The sequence below is a fragment of the Vibrio sp. 16 genome (genome assembly GCF_963681195.1).
GTDB classification, from domain to species: Bacteria; Pseudomonadota; Gammaproteobacteria; order Enterobacterales; family Vibrionaceae; genus Vibrio; species Vibrio sinaloensis_D.
This window is the reverse complement of sequence record NZ_OY808997.1, coordinates 2,933,466-2,951,901: the sequence shown is the minus strand read 5'-3', so window position 1 is coordinate 2,951,901 and position 18,436 is coordinate 2,933,466. Positions and strand designations below refer to the sequence as shown.

Below are 18,436 nucleotides of genomic sequence, written 5' to 3'. Positions count from 1 at the left end.
CCTGAGGTGAAAGGCATATGCCAGTAGTTAAAGTACGTGAAAACGAACCGTTCGACGTTGCTCTACGTCGTTTCAAACGCTCTTGCGAAAAAGCAGGTATCCTTTCTGAAGTGCGTCGTCGTGAGCACTACGAAAAACCAACTACAGTTCGCAAACGCGCTAAAGCAGCAGCTCAAAAGCGTCACGCTAAGAAGCTAGCTCGCGAAAACGCTCGTCGCGTTCGCCTGTACTAATAACTAAGTCCTAAAGGATTATAGTTATGGCTCTTATTGACACGCTCAAAGAAGAGCAAAAATTAGCGATGAAAGCCAAGGACAAATTGCGCCTTGGTACTATCCGTTTAGCTCTGTCTGCTATTAAGCAACGTGAAGTCGACGAACAGATTACTCTGAATGACGACGACATTCTTGCTGTGCTGACAAAAATGGTTAAACAACGTCGCGACTCTGTTACGCAATTTGAAGCTGCTGGTCGTCAAGATCTAGCAGACGCTGAGAAAGCTGAAATTACCGTACTTGAGGACTTTATGCCTCAACCGCTGACTGAAGATGAAGTCGCTGCACTAGTAGAAAGTGCAATTGCTGAATCAGGTGCTGCGGGCATGCAAGACATGGGTAAAGTAATGGGTGTTCTTAAGCCACAAATTCAAGGGCGTGCAGACATGGGTAAAGTAAGTGGTTTAGTTCGCGCTAAGCTGGCTTAATTACCCAACCCAAATTGCAGCAAGCCGTGCTATCCTCTGGAACGCACGGCTTGTTTGTATCTAGCCCTTTTCCATGGTTATTGCGTTTTTCTAAGGTTTTATGGCAGGACACATCCCTCGCAGCTTTATTGATGATCTACTTGCTCGACTTGATATTGTCGACATCATTGACGCACGAGTAAAACTTAAGAAAAAAGGCAAAAACTACGGTGCCTGTTGCCCATTCCACAACGAGAAAACCCCTTCGTTCAGCGTAAGCCAAGAGAAGCAGTTTTATCACTGTTTTGGTTGTGGCGTGCACGGCAATGCCATCGATTTTTTGATGGAATATGAACGCCTAGAGTTTGTTGAAGCGATTGAAGAACTCGCTTCATTTCTTGGTTTAGATGTTCCAAGAGAGCAGCGCCAAGGTGGTGGTTTTCAGTCCAATCAGCCCCAAGCGAGTACAGCGCAAAAACGTACTCTTTATGATCTTATGGGCAGTATTGCTCAGTTCTATCGCGATCAACTTAAGCAATCATCAAGTAAGATCGCCATCGAATACCTAAAAGATCGTGGCCTATCTGGCGAGATCGTACAAAAATTCGGTATCGGTTACGTGGCTGACGAATGGGATCTCGTCCGTAAGAATTTTGGGCAACAGCAACAAACACAGGAAATGCTCGTTTCTGGCGGTATGTTGATCGAAAACGACAAGGGCAATCGCTATGATCGTTTTCGTGGTCGAGTCATGTTCCCCATTCGAGATCGACGTGGTCGAGTGATCGGCTTTGGTGGCCGAGTAATTGGTGATGGCACACCAAAGTACTTAAACTCACCAGAAACCCCTATTTTCCATAAAGGCAAAGAGCTCTACGGCCTATATGAAGTGATGCAAGCCCATCGCGAACCAAGTCAGATCTTGGTGGTTGAAGGCTATATGGATGTGGTTGCTTTGGCCCAATATGGGGTGGACTACTCGGTCGCATCACTGGGCACATCAACAACGGGCGATCATATTCAGCTGCTATTCCGGCAAACGAACACTGTGGTGTGTTGTTACGATGGTGACCGAGCGGGGAAAGAAGCGGCATGGCGCGCGCTGGAAAATGCTCTTCAGTATTTGAAAACAGGCAATACGCTCAAGTTCCTATTTTTACCCGATGGTGAAGATCCGGACAGCTATGTAAGAAAGTTTGGTAAACAAGCTTTCGAGCAACAAATAGAACAGGCAACACCGCTCTCTAGCTACCTATTTGACAACTTAATCGAGATCCACCGATTAAACTTAGGAACCAATGAGGGTAAATCAGCGTTGAGGGCTCACGCCAGCGCACTGATCGATAAGATCCCAGACCCGTATTTCCAAGAGTTACTAGAAAAATTACTCGATGAGCGCACCGGTTTTGACAACCGACTTCGTCAACCTCGTAAAAAACAAGTAGAAAGTCGACCTCAGCCTCACAAAGAGATCAAGCGCACACCAATGCGCGAAGTGATCGCTTTGCTTATCCAAAATCCGAGCTATGCTCAAATGGTACCTGATCTCTCAACTGTGAGAGAGTTAACAGTACCAGGGCTAAGTTTATTTGTGGAGGTGCTTGAATATTGTCACTCGCATCCCAATATAACAACGGGCCAGTTGATAGAACATTGGCGCAACAGCAGCCATGAGGCTCTACTGTCTCGTCTCGCAGGGTGGGAAATCCCCCTCGACGATGACAACGAACAAGATATATTTTTAGACTCATTGGACAAAATTCTTGCCCAGTGCGTTGAAAAACAAATTGAAAACCTGCAGGCCAAAGAAAGAAGTGTCGGTTTATCAACCGAAGAAAGAAGGGAGCTGCTAGCGCTCATGCTAGATTTAAAAGCGTAACCCTGTTCGAATAGTCAGCAATCAATTAATTTGTTATTATGTGTGGTTTGCAACTCGCATACTAATTCCTTCACCAGATACTAAGTTGGATACCGTCTATGGATCAAAATCCGCAGTCACAGCTAAAGCAACTTGTCATTAAAGGCAAGGAACAAGGCTATCTGACCTACGCAGAAGTAAACGACCACCTACCAGCAGAAATCGTAGATTCTGAGCAGGTAGAAGATATCATTCAGATGATCAATGACATGGGTATCCGTGTTGTTGAGACCGCGCCTGATGCGGATGATCTTGCGCTGAATGACGATGAAACCATCACCGATGAAGATGCAGCAGAAGCTGCAGCAGCGGCACTTTCAAGCGTTGAAAACGAGATTGGCCGCACTACAGACCCAGTACGTATGTACATGCGTGAAATGGGTACTGTGGAGCTTCTTACTCGTGAAGGTGAGATCGATATCGCGAAGCGCATTGAAGATGGTATTAACCAAGTTCAAAACGCTGTCGCAGAATATCCTGGCACTATCCCGTACATTCTCGAGCAGTTTGACAAAGTTCAGGCAGAAGAACTTCGTCTGACTGACCTGATCACAGGCTTCGTAGACCCAGATGCCGATGAAACCGCAGCCCCTACTGCAACGCACATCGGTTCTGAGCTCGCTGAATCTGATCTCGAAGATGAAGACGCTGAAGATGCGGATGAAGAAGACGAAGAGTCTGAAGACGAAGAGTCCGAAGAAGAAGATACAGGCATCGACCCTGAATTTGCTCTAGAGAAATTCACAGCACTTCGTAATACGTTCCAAAATTACCAACTTGCGTGCAACGAGTACGGAAGTGAAAGCCCGAAAGCAACCGTTGCTCACGAAATGGTCATTGACGTATTCAAAGAATTCCGTCTAACACCAAAGCAATTTGACTACCTTGTTGACGAACTACGCACCTCAATGGAACGTGTACGCACTCAAGAGCGTCTAATCATGAAGGCTTCGGTTGAATACGGCAAAATGCCTAAGAAATCGTTCATTGCCCTATTTAGTGGTAACGAATCAAGTGACGCTTGGTTAGATGAAATTCTTGCATCAGATAAACCGTATGCAGATAAAATCCGTCGTAGCGAAGACGACATTCGTCGCTCAATCGCTAAGCTGAAGATCATTGAAGAAGAGACGTCACTGACGGTTCAAAACATCAAAGATATCAGCCGTCGTATGTCGATTGGTGAAGCGAAAGCTCGCCGCGCGAAGAAAGAGATGGTAGAAGCGAACTTACGTCTTGTAATCTCTATCGCGAAGAAATACACCAACCGTGGTCTACAGTTCTTGGATCTAATCCAAGAAGGTAACATCGGTCTGATGAAAGCGGTTGATAAGTTTGAATACCGTCGTGGTTACAAGTTCTCGACTTACGCAACGTGGTGGATCCGTCAGGCAATCACACGCTCGATTGCAGACCAAGCACGTACGATTCGTATTCCGGTACACATGATCGAAACGATCAACAAGCTAAACCGTATCTCTCGTCAAATGCTACAAGAGATGGGTCGTGAACCGCTACCGGAAGAACTGGCTGAGCGCATGCAAATGCCAGAAGACAAGATCCGTAAAGTACTAAAGATCGCGAAAGAGCCAATCTCAATGGAGACACCAATCGGTGACGACGAAGATTCGCATCTAGGTGATTTCATCGAAGATACAACGCTTGAGCTACCGCTAGATTCTGCGACTGCAGGCAGCCTAAAAGTAGCGACTAAAGACGTTCTTGCTGGTCTTACTCCGCGTGAAGCGAAAGTTCTTCGTATGCGTTTCGGTATTGATATGAATACTGACCACACTCTTGAAGAAGTGGGTAAGCAGTTTGACGTTACACGTGAACGTATCCGTCAGATCGAAGCGAAAGCACTACGTAAACTTCGTCACCCTAGCCGCTCAGAAACTCTGCGCAGCTTCCTAGACGAATAATTGCGGAACCAACCGTTAATGATTAAAAGGTGAGCAATAGCTCACCTTTTTTGTATTGAACTGATTTAAGTGAATAAAAACTAAGCGCATTTAGCCACCCCACTGACTAGACAGCGAGATCGGCTTCCCCTATAATCATTGCCCTATACGGCCCCTTAGCTCAGTGGTTAGAGCAGTCGACTCATAATCGATTGGTCCGCAGTTCAAGTCTGCGAGGGGCCACCACTTTTTTGTGGTAAAGAATTAGAAAGCCTGATGAAGAAATTCATCAGGCTTTTTTGTGAATAACGATCTACCCTCACATTCCCACATACCATAAAGTGTATTCGCGCTCTCTGTGCTAATTACATTACTAATAAGTCAACAACAGTATCTACACTGATTTGTACCTATTAAACAAATACATAACGATACAAGCATCACAATCAACCACCCTATCATGTGCCCATTCAATTCGTTTTATATATGATTCAAACCATAAACAACAACGTCATATAATAAAAAGGATTCACATCATGCATCAGGGAAGATCGGTATTACTTCCTCTATCGGCGATTCTGTTATTGGCTGGGTGTGGCGGAGGTGGAGGTAGTGATTCATCAGAAGCTTCGAACGTTATTAACAATGCAACTCGCTATTCACTATCAGAGCTAGAGACTGCATCAAAAACACTGGCGAACAAAAGCTATGTAGGTCGCACTTCCACAGCTAACTTACAACTGACGTCGGTCCAGAAAGCGTTCAATATTAGCTTTGATGACTCATTGCCCGATCTAGCAGCGGTTCTAGTTAGGGAGGCAAAATCCAATGTGGAGAACAATCTTAGCAATGGTCGATACCAATGTGGGTTTAGCGGGTATGTAACATTCAATCAAGGGATCTCGGAGAGTTCATCTGAAGTCGCTTCAATCACATATGAAGCGTGTAAAGCTTACCAATCTTCATCAGAGATTAATGGTACAACCGTTATATCAGCAAACGACTTCAGTACGCACTCGAACGAATATTCAATCTTTTTTGACAAACTAAGCTCTACTTCTGAACAAGTAACATTCCTTATTTCCGGGATGATATCAAGCACGGGCGATAGCAACCAATCCGGATATAATATCACTCAGTTTGTCACCGTTTCAGTCAATGGAGAGCAATATAAGCTTGAGAGTGAACACCTCTATACTCCAAACACGACTAACCCAGACTACTCTGCTCGTAGCAATGTGTTTATTGACTCCATTGGGAAACTCTCTCTAACCTATGAAGGCGATCACTTCTACCCACTCGCCTCGTCAAATGATTCTGTGACAATTTCAGCTGACAAAAATGGATTGCTCACCTACTACCGTGGAGCCATTCGATACGCTGAAGATAACAACAAAGATGGAAATTACGAAAAAGGGGTCTGGTTAAGTGATCTTGAAGTGTTTACAACAGGCACACTCAACGAGTATCAATTAGTTGAACTGGACCAATTAACAATACCGCCTTCTGCTAATCCTCCGAAAATGTATGCATCTTATGTCGATACAACAACGCCTGTTGAGGTTCAGCCAGGCCATTACTCAGATTTAGATACACCAACTGAAGATCTCGTGGTCAGCTATCGCTGGTACATAAACGATAAAATAGTCCCTGAGGTAAACGGCAATGTTTTCCCTGCGTATAAGGCTGTGTTCAAAGATACACTCGAAGTTTCAATGGTGGTTTTTGATGGAAGTAACTATGCCGAATCTGACCGATTAAGTATCAATATAGAAGACGCTCCTGCACAAGCCAAGATAGAAAACTTACCTGACACCGTGAACGCTGGCGACTACATTGAGTTCAATGCTGTTATTTACGATCCTGATCTTCAACATACATCAGGGGTCAGCGCTTCCCTTATCTCCGGACCAGATGGCGTTAGTGTTGGTGAAAATGGCACGATGACTTGGCAAGTCCCTAGTAACCCTCTTTTCCATACTCAGAACTATACCTTTACGTTTTCCTCACCTTCTACCGGAAGCACGGTGTTTTCCGAGCAGGTTGAAGTTCATTCGGCTGATGTGGCGGTGCTGGCACGGTCAGGCATAGAAGTCCCTAAAATCAACCATTCGATGGCTATCGCTGACTTTGACAACGATGGAAAAAACGAAATTCTTTCCACAGATGGCCACAGTCGAGTGTTTTTGCTGAAACATACTGAGAACGGCTATCAGCAATCATGGATGTATCCATATTCATTTGGTCAAGATGAAAGTGTGGTTCAAGTTTTAGGAAGCGATGTTGATAATGATGGCTCCAAAGATATTTTGGTGGTGACATCTCATCACATCTGGTCCATTTCCGATCTCAATGCGTTACCGAAACCATTGCTCACAACCGAAAATGTTATTCAAAGTGCATTCGTGGGTGACATAGATAACGATGACATAGATGAGTTGGTCTATCTCAGCCTAGGAAGCAATCAAACGATTACTGTTGTTGAGTATAATAGACCTCTCACACCAACGTTTATTTTTGATGTCCACTCAGTCAAAGATATCGCTTTTGGCAACATTGATACTGATCCTCAATCCGAGCTAGTAACGAATACCGGTCTAGTCTATGACCTATCTACAGGCCTCAATGAGTGGTATTTAGGCATGGGTTTTGGTGATCATTACGTACAAGTCTCTGACATAAACAATGACCACATTGAGGAAATTATTGGTGCCGATCTTTGGGGTAGCATTTATGTCTACTCAGCAACTGACAAGACACAGCTCGCCACGCTAGATCGATTCAATACATGTGACTTAAGTTCGGCCTCTTTCCCTAATGAAAAGAAATCAGCGCTTTTGGTTGGAGACTGTCAGTGGGGAAACGTCACTGCGTTTAGCCTAGAAAACAACTCTCTAGTAGAGCTATGGACAGTTCCGGCTCAGGGACACGGGTCCGTATCCCTAATTCCAGGTGATGCAGACAACGATGGCCAACAAGAACTAATCTGGGGTACTGGTATAACAAGTTCTGGAGAGGATAGTCTAATTACTGCTGATATCACTTACTCCTCCATTAGCGTAAATAAAGGATTAACTACTCACCAGTTTGACAGTTTTAGTGCTGCGGGCTGGGCCAACATGCTGCAAAACGACGAAAGGGCAGTATTTTTCGTACCTCAAACAGGAAGTGGCTATGACGGTTCAAAAGTAGTAACAATGACACTTGATGGCGAAATTGACGCAAGTGATGAAATCTCTTCCAATTGGGACAGTTCGAGGATTGCAGTCACCGCCGACTTTAACCAAGATGGCGCGGGAGATATATTTATCCCAACCTCAGAGACTTACGATGGTTCGTTTGGAGTTATGCAATTGCACGACTCAACTATCCAGTATGAAATTACTGGTGACTACGACAATGATATTCATGTAATCAAGGCATTCGATATCAACAAGGATGGGTATGAAGATGCGGTTTACCTTGACTCAAACACCTTGAAAGCGGTCGATGTACAGAATCAACGCTTACTCGCTACTTTTACTGCGACGTCTAGAATCAAAGACTTTGACATAGTTAATATGGATGGCAAAATTTTTATCGCCCTGTTTAACTCGTCATATAGCTTTAACCAAACCTCGCTACTTGAGTATGAAGGCTCTAGGTTCAAAGTCATATCAAGTAACGAAACTGCATGCCAACGCCTAGCCTTTATTAATGCAGATAAAGACAGCAACAAAGAGTTGGCTTGCTATAACGATAACGGGAGAAGCTTACACCTTTTCAATGTCTCGAGTACAAACCTTGAAGAAGTGAGCAAAACGACACTGGATTACCAGATCGTCGATATGATTGTGAACCCTATGAGTAACGATCAACAGACTCTCTTAGTTACAATACCGAGTAGTTCACACCATTACACGTCCGCTAATGATGACTTGGTGATGAAAAGTATTACGAGTGGCGGTAACAGTATATGGTCTAGCCCTCCGCTAGTCGGCTCCCCTCAAAGCCACTCAATGCATGCTCGCCGCTCAGTTCACGGTGAACTTGAGGTGTTGCTTGCAACAAACCAAGCAATGTATTGGCTAGGTAGGGAAACAGTTCATTAAAGAACTGTTCTTTTCAAACAAAGGGGGTAGCTGCGTATTGGCGGCTGCCCCTTTCTTTACTACTCCAGTTTAGTAACATAACGCGTGCCCCTAGAGGGGACAAATCAATACTCAATGAAAGCCAATGACTTAATACAAGCCTTCCATCGGGTCCCTTTCAGGGTAACGCTCAAGAATCGATTTCAACTGATGCTGATGATTTCTCAAGGCATCGACACAGCGAGCATCGAGCTTGTTCATGGCGACCATTTTTTCGAGCTCTAACAACGCATAAGGCACAGAACAGCCTTGCTTGTATGGTTTATGTGTTGTCATCGCATCGAAGATGTTCGCAACACAAACGATGCGAGCGCCAAGAGGTATCTCATCGGCTTGTAATTGTCGTGGATAACCGCTGCCATCTAAGAACTCGTAATGGTAAGAAATCACGTCATGCAACAGTATTGCGCTTGGGTGGTCAACCGCATTTAACTCAGCAATGAGCTGCTCAACGATCTCTTCACCAAAAATAATATGTTGACGCAATTGGTTCACCTCATCTTGGGTGAGAACCTGCTGTTTGCAGAGTAATTCAGGCGATAGTCGAATTTTGCCAATGTCATGATATTGAGCAAACAGAGTAAGGTGTTCAACAAACTCGTCATCCACGTCATAGTGGTCCGCCAGTGCCACCGCGATCATGTTGGTATAGGCAGCTACCCGTTGCTTGTGGCTAAAAGACTCCCTTTGATAAACAGGAGAGCGTGCAATCAATTTACTCAATTTCTCCACCAATAAATGGACGAGTTGGTACTCCGAGAAAATAGCGACTTCCAGCATTTTCAGATAAGGCTTGAGTGCCTTTATGTCGCTTTGCGTAAAAGCGTCAGGATAGTGAGAATTAAGAAACAAGAATCCGCAAAACCTCTGCTCAGCGAAAATAGGCATCGCCACAGAAGAGTGAAACCCCTCCCCCAACAAGGCTCTAACATGCGGAGAAGGATGAAGGTCACTAAGCTCAGATAGATAGGCTTCGGTGCGACTCTCTAAACACGATTTGAGGTAAGGTAAAGAGCTCAGAGGTGCTTCGTAATGCGCCATACGCAGAGAAAGGGACGAACTATCAGCGTAACTTCTGAGTAAATGGTCTCGACTGTCATAAAGGGCGAAGCAGACTTTAGCTAGCTTGGGTTGGTGAACTTTCATTCGCTTTTGGATCTCAGATAATTGATGACTGAGACCACATTGGTATGCCTCTAATGCTCCTATGTTCGTTGTTAACACTTCCATCTCGAATCACACCCTTACATCCTTTTTGATAAGTGTAGATGTGATTACTAAAGTCGTAGCCAGAAAATCCCACTTTAATGACAATTTAAACACTAAATTGATCTGGAGCAGATTCTCTTCACGTGAAGCGCTCTACGACTTATTTTGCACACCCGATAAGATTAGGCTTACAAGCACGAAAAGGGGCGCAAATTTGCGCCCCATGATGTGTTCAGATTGAAAAACAGTTACGGTGTTAAAACCCTTTCGACTTTTTGATTAGATCGTATGCGTTTTGAATCTCTTGCGCCTTTTCCTTGGCGACATTCATCATCTCTGGTGGTAAACCCTTTGCCATCAATTTATCAGGGTGGTGTTCATTCATCAGTTTTCGATACGCTCGCTTCACTGTTTTGGCATCGGCGCTGCTATCGACACCCAACAGCTTGTAGGCGTCACTAAGTTGGTCTGCGCTTGATGTTTGTTGCCAAGCGCCACCAGAGTGTTGAGATTGCCCGCTACTTTGGCCACCAAATCCGCCACGCTGAAAACGAAACGCAGCTTCTTGCATCTTCAAACGCTGCTCAAGTTGATCGGCAGAAAATCCAAGCCCGCGCGCAACCTTGTGGAGCACACTGCGCTCACTAGGGTGAATATCACCATCAGCAAAGGCCGCTGAAATCTGTAACTCTAGGAAAAACTGCATCAAATCAAAACGTCCACCAGCAGAAATCCTGACTCGTTCAAGCACAGTTTCTAGAGGAAAATCACTCTCCTTGCCTTCACGAAACGCTTCCTGAGCGGCTTTTCTCTGAGCGCCGTGCAAGTTCATTCTATCCATCATGGCTGTCGCGAGTTGAATCTCTTCTCGAGTAACCTGACCTTTGGCCTTCGCAACATGCCCCATGACAGCAAATGCCGCTTTAAAGAATTCCTCTTGTCGCTCAGCTTGGCTAGGTCCACTGCCAAAGCTACTACTAAAGCCAGCCTGTCTTAATCGGCGTGCTTTATCAAACTGATGACCAATGAATAGTCCGAATAGCGCGCCAAATACGCCACCGAATAAAAAGCCAAAAAACGAACCTAAAATTTTGCCGAAAATATGCATTATGTGCTCTCAATCTCTGAATTTTTTCACCGTTCCGCGGTCTGATAGTGCTGTTAGCCACAAATTCCTTTATCATAAGGACCGTTTATTTTACATTCGGTCGTTTATAGATGGCGAACACCAATCCTCCATTTACAGAGGTTCGTCAACGCAGCCTCCGGATATATCAAGTTAAACAGGATAGTAAAACTCGATGCCACGTTCTTCCCGCACCTTGTTAGCCGCTTCAATCAGCGCTGCTCTTTTTGTACCTCAAACTCAAGCAGAAGCTATGGTAGACGATAGTGTGCAGGAACTGCCCGCTATAGATCAATGTTTGATCAACGTCCCAGAGCCAGAAAACCCAAATCAGCAACCCGTCACTGTTGAAGCTGACCGCTTAGAAGCAATCAATGGCGATAAGGCAACTTATCAAGGCGATGTTGTTGTTGTGCAGGGCAACAAGCGTTTTGAAGCTGATCAAGTCACTCTGCACCAAAGCGAAAACATCATTGTTGCAGAGGGTAACGTCGAGTTTAGTGACGGAACAGTCAAGTCAACGTCAGACAGAGTGACCAATAGTCTATCGTCGGAAAACATCACGCTTGAAAACACCCAATATAAGTTTCTATGCGAACCGGGCCGTGGTAACGCAGCCTACATCGCTCGCACTGGTAAAGCGGTTTACGAGATAGACGATGGAAGCATTACCTCTTGTCCAGAAGGCGACAACGCTTGGACGATGAAAGCATCAGGCATTGAAGTCGACCAAAATGAAGAAGTGGCCACTTTCTATCATCCGCGTTTCGAAGTGCTGGACGTGCCTGTTTTCTACGTGCCTTATCTTACTGTTCCTATCGGTGACACTCGTAAGACCGGTTTTCTATACCCCACAGCGTCTTATGGTTCGAGTGATGGTCTAGAAGTTGAAGTTCCATTTTATTGGAATATTGCACCGAATTACGATCTTGAGACCACCATCAAGCACATGCAACTGCGCGGCACGCAACTAAACAGTAAATTCCGATATCTCACTACCTTCGGTGAAGGTGAGATAGACGCCGAATATTTGCCTAATGATCGCAAGTTTGAAGAGAAAGGTGATCGCTGGAGTTTCCAATATAAACATGAAGGCATCTACGAGCAGGCTTGGAAATTTAACATCGATTACTCACAAGTCAGTGATGTTGACTACTTTACCGATGTTGATTCAAGTATTGGTAGCCGAGAAGATGGCCAACTTGTCCAAGAAGGACAAGTTCAGTACCGCGCACATAATTGGGATGCAACACTCCTGACACGTGATTTCCAAGTACTAACCGAAAGTGACAACCTGCCTTATCATATTTTGCCGCAGTTGAAACTTAACTACTACGCGCCAGAGTTACTTCGCTATTTAGATTTCGATGTCATTAGCCACATCACACGTTTTGACACAGAGGCCAAAGGCAAGCCTTCTGCAACACGCGTTCATATTGAGCCGGGTCTAACAGTGCCGCTGGGAACAACTTGGGGTTCATGGGTGACAGAAGCACGCTTACTCAGCACCTACTATCAACAAGACCTCAATGGAGTGGTGGACAGCGAGCTAGAAGAGCAAGTTAATCGAATTATGCCAGAAGTGCGCTCGCTCGCTGGTGTTGTTCTAGAGCGCGATACCGTGGTAATGGACGATTACACTCAAACGCTCGAACCTCAGATTCAGTATCTGTATATTCCAGAAGTCGAACAAAATAACATCGCCAACTACGATACGACCTTGCTTCAAACCGACTATTACGGCTTGTTCCGTAGCCGCAAATACAGTGGTGTCGATAAAATCCAAGGTGCCAATCAGTTTAGCTACGGTGCGAGCTCGCGTTTTTACGATAGTGACTATAAAGAGCGCCTGAGTGTCTCCTTCGGTCAAATAATTTATCTAGACAGAACCAATCGCCTTGATAGCACCGCAGAAAAACCATCAAATTACTCCGCGTGGGCGGTTGAAATGGATTTCAACTATGGCGATTACTTGTTCTACCACGGTGGTATTCAGTACGATGTTGACTCAAGCGAGGTTCAGCTAGGAAACAGCACGTTAGAATATCGTTTCGATAAAGGTTACCTACAAGGTAACTATCGTTACGTTACCCGTAGCTACATCGAAAATACCTTAGGAGATAGCCTAGGTGACCTCGATGCAATTACTGAAGACGGCATTTCGCAAGGTGGATTACTGGCCAGTTATCAATTGACTCGCCACTGGGATACCAGCTTGCAGTACTTTTATGATTTTACCACTGAGCAAACCATTGAATGGCTAGGCCGTATTAACTACACCTCGGATTGTTGGTATGTAGGTTTCTCATACAGCAACCAACTGCGTAACTGGAAACCTGATTTCAACAGTTACCCGAATTCAGAGCCTAAATATGAAAGCAACTTCAGTGTTAACTTCGGCATTATAGGCTTTGGTACCAACCTAGGTGGTGGTTCAGGAAGCAGTGATAACTCATTGGGCTACGGTCGCCCATTCTTCTTAAACAACTAATTTGACCGCTTGCTGTCTAACAAGCAAGCGATGAATGGATAGGACTACAAATGAAATTTTGGAAAAAGTCGTTGTTAGCACTGTTTGCGGCAAGCCAGTTTACCTTGGCATACGCTCAGCCAGTCGCACTTGATAAAATTAATGTCATTGTAAACAGTGGAGTCATTCTTGAGAGTGATATTGACACTTCAATTAAAACTCTAAAGGCTAATGCACGCAAAAATGGTCAAGGCTTACCAGAGCAAGAGGTTCTACGTCAGCAAGTGACCGAGAAGCTGATTATTGACACTCTACAGCAGCAAGAAGCAGAGCGAATCGGTGTGCGTATCGATGACAATCGACTCAATCAGGCTATCGAAGAGATCGCTAAAAATAACAACCAAACCATTGAGCAATTGAGCGACTCCATTGCCGCTGAAGGCCTAGAGTACTCTGAGTTTCGCGAGCAAGTGCGTAAGGAAATCGCAGCCACTGAGGCACGCAATGCCTTAGTTCGTCGTCGCATCAATATCTTACCGGCAGAAGTGGATAACTTAGCCAACATCTTAGCCCAAGAGACCAACGCAACTGTTCAGTACAAAATCAGTCATATCCAACTGCGTGTCAACGATGGCGACGATGCATCAGCGCTAGAAAAACAAGCCAAGGATATTGTCGCTAAACTCAAAGAGGGTGCCGACTTCGCAACCATGGCTTACACCTACTCTAAAGGTCCAAAAGCACTTCAAGGTGGTGATTGGGGCTGGATGCGTAAAGAAGAGATGCCAACCATCTTCGCGGACAACATCAACTTAGAAAACAAGGGCAGCGTTATTGGCCCGTTTCGAAGCGGTGTTGGCTTCCATATTCTAAAAATTGATGACGTAAAGGGTCTTGAAACCGTCGCCGTTACAGAAGTGAATGCACGCCATATTCTGATTCGACCAACCGTAATTCTAAGTGATGAAGGCGTTCAAAAAGAGTTAAATGAAATTATTGAGCGTATCCAGGCTGGTGAAGCGACCTTTGGTGAGTTGGCACGTCAATATAGCCAAGACCCAGGTTCTGCTGCGCAAAATGGTGAGTTAGGCTATCAAACGTCTGATCTTTATGTGCCTGAATTTAAGCACCAAGTGGATACGCTGCCAGAAGGTCAAATCAGTGAACCTTTCAAAACCGTACATGGCTGGCACATTGTCGAAGTACTTGACCGTCGTCAGGTAGACCGCACCGATTCTGCGATGAAGAACAAAGCTTACCGCATTTTGTTTAACCGTAAGTTCAATGAAGAAGCAAGCGCTTGGCTTCAGGAGCTACGAGCGAGTGCCTTTGTTGAAATTCTTGAGGACGACGAAGATGACAGTTAAGCGCATCATCGTCACCGCTGGAGAGCCCGCTGGAATCGGCCCCGATCTCGTATTGGCACTGTCTAAAGAGAGTTGGGCCCATCAAATTGTCGTCTGCGCTGACAAGCAGTTGCTTCAGCAGCGAGCGCAGCAACTTGGAATTGACGTTGAACTACTGGATTATCAAATGGATAGTCCAGTAACCGCTCAGCAAGCTGGCTCTCTCATTGTCGATCATATTGCGCTCGATAGCCCAGCGGTTGCTGGAGAACTCAACGAGGCGAACGGACATTATGTATTAAAAACACTGGAAAGAGCCGCTTTGGGCTGTATGAGTGGTGAGTTTGATGCTATTGTCACCGGCCCTGTGCACAAAGGGGTCATCAATCGAGCGGGAGTCGCCTTCAGCGGCCATACTGAATTTTTCGCAGAGAAATCCAACACCCCTCTGGTGGTGATGATGTTGGCCACAGAAGGACTGCGTGTAGCGTTGGTCACAACCCATATACCGCTTGCGTATGTCTCGAAAGCGGTCACCGCAGAGCGCTTGGAAAGCATTATCAACATTCTTCATACTGATTTGGTTGAGAAGTTTGCGATTCCATCGCCTAAGATCTACGTATGTGGCCTAAATCCACATGCCGGTGAAGATGGTTGTCTCGGCAATGAAGAGATAGAGACCATCACACCAACACTTGAAATGCTGCGTCAACGCGATGGCCTTGACTTAGTCGGCCCCCTTCCGGCAGATACTATCTTCAACGAGAAGTACCTTGAGGAAGCCGATGCAGTGTTAGGGATGTATCACGATCAGGTACTTCCTGTACTAAAATACAAAGGCTTTGGTCGCTCAGTAAACATTACTTTGGGCCTACCTTTTATCAGGACCTCCGTTGATCACGGCACTGCATTAGACTTGGCAGGTTCAGGCAATGCAGACACAGGAAGCTTTAGAACTGCACTCGCTCATGCGATTGAGCTAGTCGAAAAGAAAACCAGTTAACTTGAGAAAATTATGAGAAATGATGTCCACTTAGGGCACAAAGCACGTAAACGCTTTGGTCAAAACTTCCTGAACGATCCTTACATTATTGATGGGATCGTATCTGCGATTAATCCTAGACCTGGGCAGAATCTTGTAGAGATTGGTCCGGGCCTTGGCGCAATCACGGAGCCTGTTGGCCGTGAAGTTGATAAGTTCACAGTTATTGAGCTTGACCGAGATCTAGCCGAACGATTACGTAACCACCCTGAATTGGCGGATAAACTCACGATTCATGAAGGCGATGCGATGCGCTTTGACTTCACGCAACTAGTGAAGCCAAACAACAAGCTACGCATCTTCGGTAACCTTCCTTACAACATCTCCACGCCATTGATGTTCCACTTGTTTGAGTACCATAAAGATGTGCAAGACATGCACTTTATGCTGCAAAAAGAAGTGGTTAACCGTTTAGCGGCAGGGCCTGGTACCAAAGCGTATGGTCGTCTTACCGTGATGGCACAATACTACTGTAAAGTGGTCCCTGTTCTCGAAGTGCCACCGACAGCCTTCGTGCCACCACCAAAAGTGGATTCAGCGGTCGTACGCCTAGTTCCATACGAGGAGCTGCCTTATCCGGCGACAAACCTAAACTGGCTTGATCGCGTCTGTCGCGAAGGCTTTAACCAACGCCGCAAAACAGTCCGCAACTGTTACAAAGGCTTGGTTGATGCGGAAACCTTGGAGAGTTTAGATATCAACCCAGGGATGCGTCCGGAGAACCTCACCTTGAAACAGTTTGTTGACTTGGCGAACTGGTTAGATGCCAATCGCAAGTAATTTCAGTTAAAATCAAAGGGTGATAAACATTGGTTTATCGCCCTTTTTCGACTTTATAAAGGAGTTTACATGGAAGCAGTCCCTTGTATAAAAGTCCAAGTTCACAGCAAGTACATTCCTGAGCAATCTCAACCAGATGCGAACCGCTACCTCTTCGCCTATATGATCACGATTAAAAACCTAAGCAACCAAACGGTTCAGCTTCAGAGCCGACGCTGGTTGATTACAGATGCGAATGGCAAGCAACTGACCATAGAAGGCGATGGAGTTGTGGGTCAACAGCCTTTTATTCCCAGCAATGATGAGTATACCTACAGCAGCGGTACCGCTATTGAAACACCTGTTGGCGTCATGCAAGGCCAATACATGATGTTGGATGAAAAAGGCAATCAGTTCATCGCGGAAATTGATCCATTTCGACTCGCGATTCCTAATATTCTCAACTAATCAACGACAGGGGCGATTTTGGCTACATATATTGTTGGCGATATTCAAGGTTGCTTTGACGAGCTACAACTCCTTCTCAAAACCGTAGGCTTCAATCCCAAAAATGACACCCTATGGCTAGCGGGAGATCTGGTAGCTAGAGGTCCTAAATCTTTAGAAACACTAAGATTTGTACGTAGCCTTGGTGACAGCGCTAAAGTCGTCTTAGGTAATCATGATTTGCACCTTCTTGCGGTTGCTCTGGGCATCCACAAACTCAAAAACAAAGATAAAACAGCGCCAATTTTTGATGCAGAAGACCGCGATGAGTTGCTCCATTGGCTCAGAAAACAGCCATTACTTGCTGAGCATCCTGAGTTTGTGATGTGTCACGCGGGTATCTCTCCACAGTGGACACTTGAACAAGCTCGCCAGTACGCGAATGAAGTCGAAGCCTGCCTACAAGGTGATGATTGGACGTGGCTGATCGAAAACATGTACGACAATCAACCTGACTTTTGGCAGGAGACTCTACAAAGTATCGATCGCTACCGTTATATTATCAATGCATTTACGCGCATGCGCTTTTGCCTTCCTGATGGGCGACTGGATATGGGGTGTAAATTGCCACCACGAGAAGTGAGCGGCGATAAGTTTGTTCCTTGGTTTAACCTTAAAGAAAGGATTCCTCTCAGCAAGCCCGTCCTGTTTGGTCACTGGGCTGCACTGGAAGGTTATGACAGTAAAGACGTGATCGGTTTAGATACCGGATGTGTTTGGGGTGGCAGTTTAACGATGCTGCGTTGGGAAGATAAAACGTACTTCACACAGGATGCGTTAGAGCGATAAATAAAAACGGTTGATGCGATAACATCAACCGTTTTTAGTTTGAAAAGTTAGTCAATTGCTAGCTGTTCTTTTCCAATACGACAAAACGCATGTTATAGGCATTCTTCTCATCTGCGGTAAACGTCTCTGAGTAACACTCTTCGAACTCAGCCCCCCAATCTGGAAACTGTGTATCCCCATCAACACAAGCGTCAATATGGGTCACGTACAACTTATTGGCCAAAGGCAAACAAGCGGCATAAATCGCTCCACCACCAATGATCATGACTTCATCCACATTACCTGCCGCCTTCAAAGCATCATCAATCGACGTAACCGTGGTCACCCCATCAATCGTCAGGCTGGCATCTCGGCTAATGACAATGTTCTCGCGACCAGGTAGAGGTCGACCAATCGAGTCATAGGTCTTGCGCCCCATCACGACGGGCTTTCCCATAGTACAGCGCTTAAACCAGGCAAAATCTGCAGGTAAATGCCAAGGCATTTGATTGTCTTTACCGATAATTCGATCGTTTGCCATGGCAGCGATCATGCTAATGATCATTCACTTACTCCTG

14 protein-coding genes and 1 tRNA gene are annotated in these 18,436 nt (G+C 45.4%); 12 read left to right on the top strand and 3 right to left on the bottom strand.

The window, feature by feature from the left end:
• The first annotated feature begins 17 nt into the window (after positions 1-17).
• The 6 genes from rpsU to U9J37_RS13690 all read left to right on the top strand — a co-directional run bounded on the left by rpsU (position 18) and on the right by U9J37_RS13690 (position 8,592).
• Positions 18-233 (top strand): 30S ribosomal protein S21, encoded by a 216-nt coding sequence (gene rpsU / locus U9J37_RS13715; protein WP_001145625.1) that lies wholly within the window; start codon positions 18-20, stop codon positions 231-233.
• Positions 234-259: 26 nt separating this feature from the next.
• Complete coding sequence (locus tag U9J37_RS13710) at positions 260-703, top strand: GatB/YqeY domain-containing protein (protein ID WP_038137687.1); 444 nt, start codon at positions 260-262, stop codon at positions 701-703.
• 100 nt (positions 704-803) lie between these two features.
• The gene (gene dnaG, locus U9J37_RS13705) at positions 804-2,561 is read left to right on the top strand and encodes a DNA primase (protein WP_038214537.1); all 1,758 of its coding nucleotides are present in this window, start codon (positions 804-806) and stop codon (positions 2,559-2,561) included.
• A 98-nt stretch (positions 2,562-2,659) separates the two neighbouring features.
• Positions 2,660-4,522 carry an RNA polymerase sigma factor RpoD gene (rpoD, locus tag U9J37_RS13700; protein ID WP_005476849.1) on the top strand — a complete coding sequence of 621 codons (1,863 nt, stop codon included), beginning with the start codon at positions 2,660-2,662 and terminating at the stop codon, positions 4,520-4,522.
• A gap of 149 nt (positions 4,523-4,671) precedes the next feature.
• Positions 4,672-4,747, top strand: a tRNA-Ile gene (locus tag U9J37_RS13695).
• Between the two features lie 290 nt (positions 4,748-5,037).
• Positions 5,038-8,592, top strand: a complete 3,555-nt coding sequence (locus U9J37_RS13690; RefSeq protein ID WP_322413837.1) for an FG-GAP repeat domain-containing protein — start codon at positions 5,038-5,040, stop codon at positions 8,590-8,592.
• A gap of 129 nt (positions 8,593-8,721) precedes the next feature.
• Here the strand turns inward: U9J37_RS13690 and U9J37_RS13685 are convergent, their stop codons facing one another.
• Both U9J37_RS13685 and djlA read right to left on the bottom strand, forming a co-directional pair.
• Complete coding sequence (locus U9J37_RS13685; protein WP_005476845.1) at positions 8,722-9,861, bottom strand: HD-GYP domain-containing protein; 1,140 nt, start codon at positions 9,859-9,861, stop codon at positions 8,722-8,724.
• A gap of 235 nt (positions 9,862-10,096) precedes the next feature.
• Positions 10,097-10,948 (bottom strand): co-chaperone DjlA, encoded by an 852-nt coding sequence (djlA, locus tag U9J37_RS13680; protein ID WP_005476851.1) that lies wholly within the window; start codon positions 10,946-10,948, stop codon positions 10,097-10,099.
• Positions 10,949-11,141: 193 nt separating this feature from the next.
• Here djlA and lptD point away from each other — a divergent pair, with 193 nt between their 5' ends.
• The 6 genes from lptD (at position 11,142) to apaH (ending at position 17,879) form a co-directional block, all read left to right on the top strand.
• Positions 11,142-13,457 (top strand): LPS assembly protein LptD, encoded by a 2,316-nt coding sequence (lptD, locus tag U9J37_RS13675; RefSeq protein WP_322413836.1) that lies wholly within the window; start codon positions 11,142-11,144, stop codon positions 13,455-13,457.
• 50 nt (positions 13,458-13,507) lie between these two features.
• On the top strand, positions 13,508-14,803 hold the full coding sequence (gene surA / locus U9J37_RS13670) for a peptidylprolyl isomerase SurA (protein ID WP_005476876.1): 1,296 nt from the start codon (positions 13,508-13,510) through the stop codon (positions 14,801-14,803).
• Positions 14,793-15,785, top strand: coding sequence for a 4-hydroxythreonine-4-phosphate dehydrogenase PdxA (pdxA, locus tag U9J37_RS13665; protein ID WP_005476883.1), 993 nt, complete (start codon positions 14,793-14,795; stop codon positions 15,783-15,785). Before surA ends, pdxA begins: the two co-directional genes overlap by 11 nt.
• A gap of 12 nt (positions 15,786-15,797) precedes the next feature.
• The gene (rsmA, locus tag U9J37_RS13660; protein WP_005476881.1) at positions 15,798-16,604 is read left to right on the top strand and encodes a 16S rRNA (adenine(1518)-N(6)/adenine(1519)-N(6))-dimethyltransferase RsmA; all 807 of its coding nucleotides are present in this window, start codon (positions 15,798-15,800) and stop codon (positions 16,602-16,604) included.
• Between the two features lie 69 nt (positions 16,605-16,673).
• The gene (gene apaG / locus U9J37_RS13655; RefSeq protein ID WP_005476879.1) at positions 16,674-17,051 is read left to right on the top strand and encodes a Co2+/Mg2+ efflux facilitator ApaG/CorD; all 378 of its coding nucleotides are present in this window, start codon (positions 16,674-16,676) and stop codon (positions 17,049-17,051) included.
• Positions 17,052-17,069: 18 nt separating this feature from the next.
• Positions 17,070-17,879 (top strand): bis(5'-nucleosyl)-tetraphosphatase (symmetrical) ApaH, encoded by an 810-nt coding sequence (gene apaH, locus U9J37_RS13650; RefSeq protein WP_005476877.1) that lies wholly within the window; start codon positions 17,070-17,072, stop codon positions 17,877-17,879.
• Between the two features lie 58 nt (positions 17,880-17,937).
• Here the strand turns inward: apaH and folA are convergent, their stop codons facing one another.
• Positions 17,938-18,423: a type 3 dihydrofolate reductase gene (folA, locus tag U9J37_RS13645; RefSeq protein WP_005476873.1), complete on the bottom strand. Its 486-nt coding sequence runs from the start codon at positions 18,421-18,423 to the stop codon at positions 17,938-17,940.
• Positions 18,424-18,436: the final 13 nt, after the last annotated feature.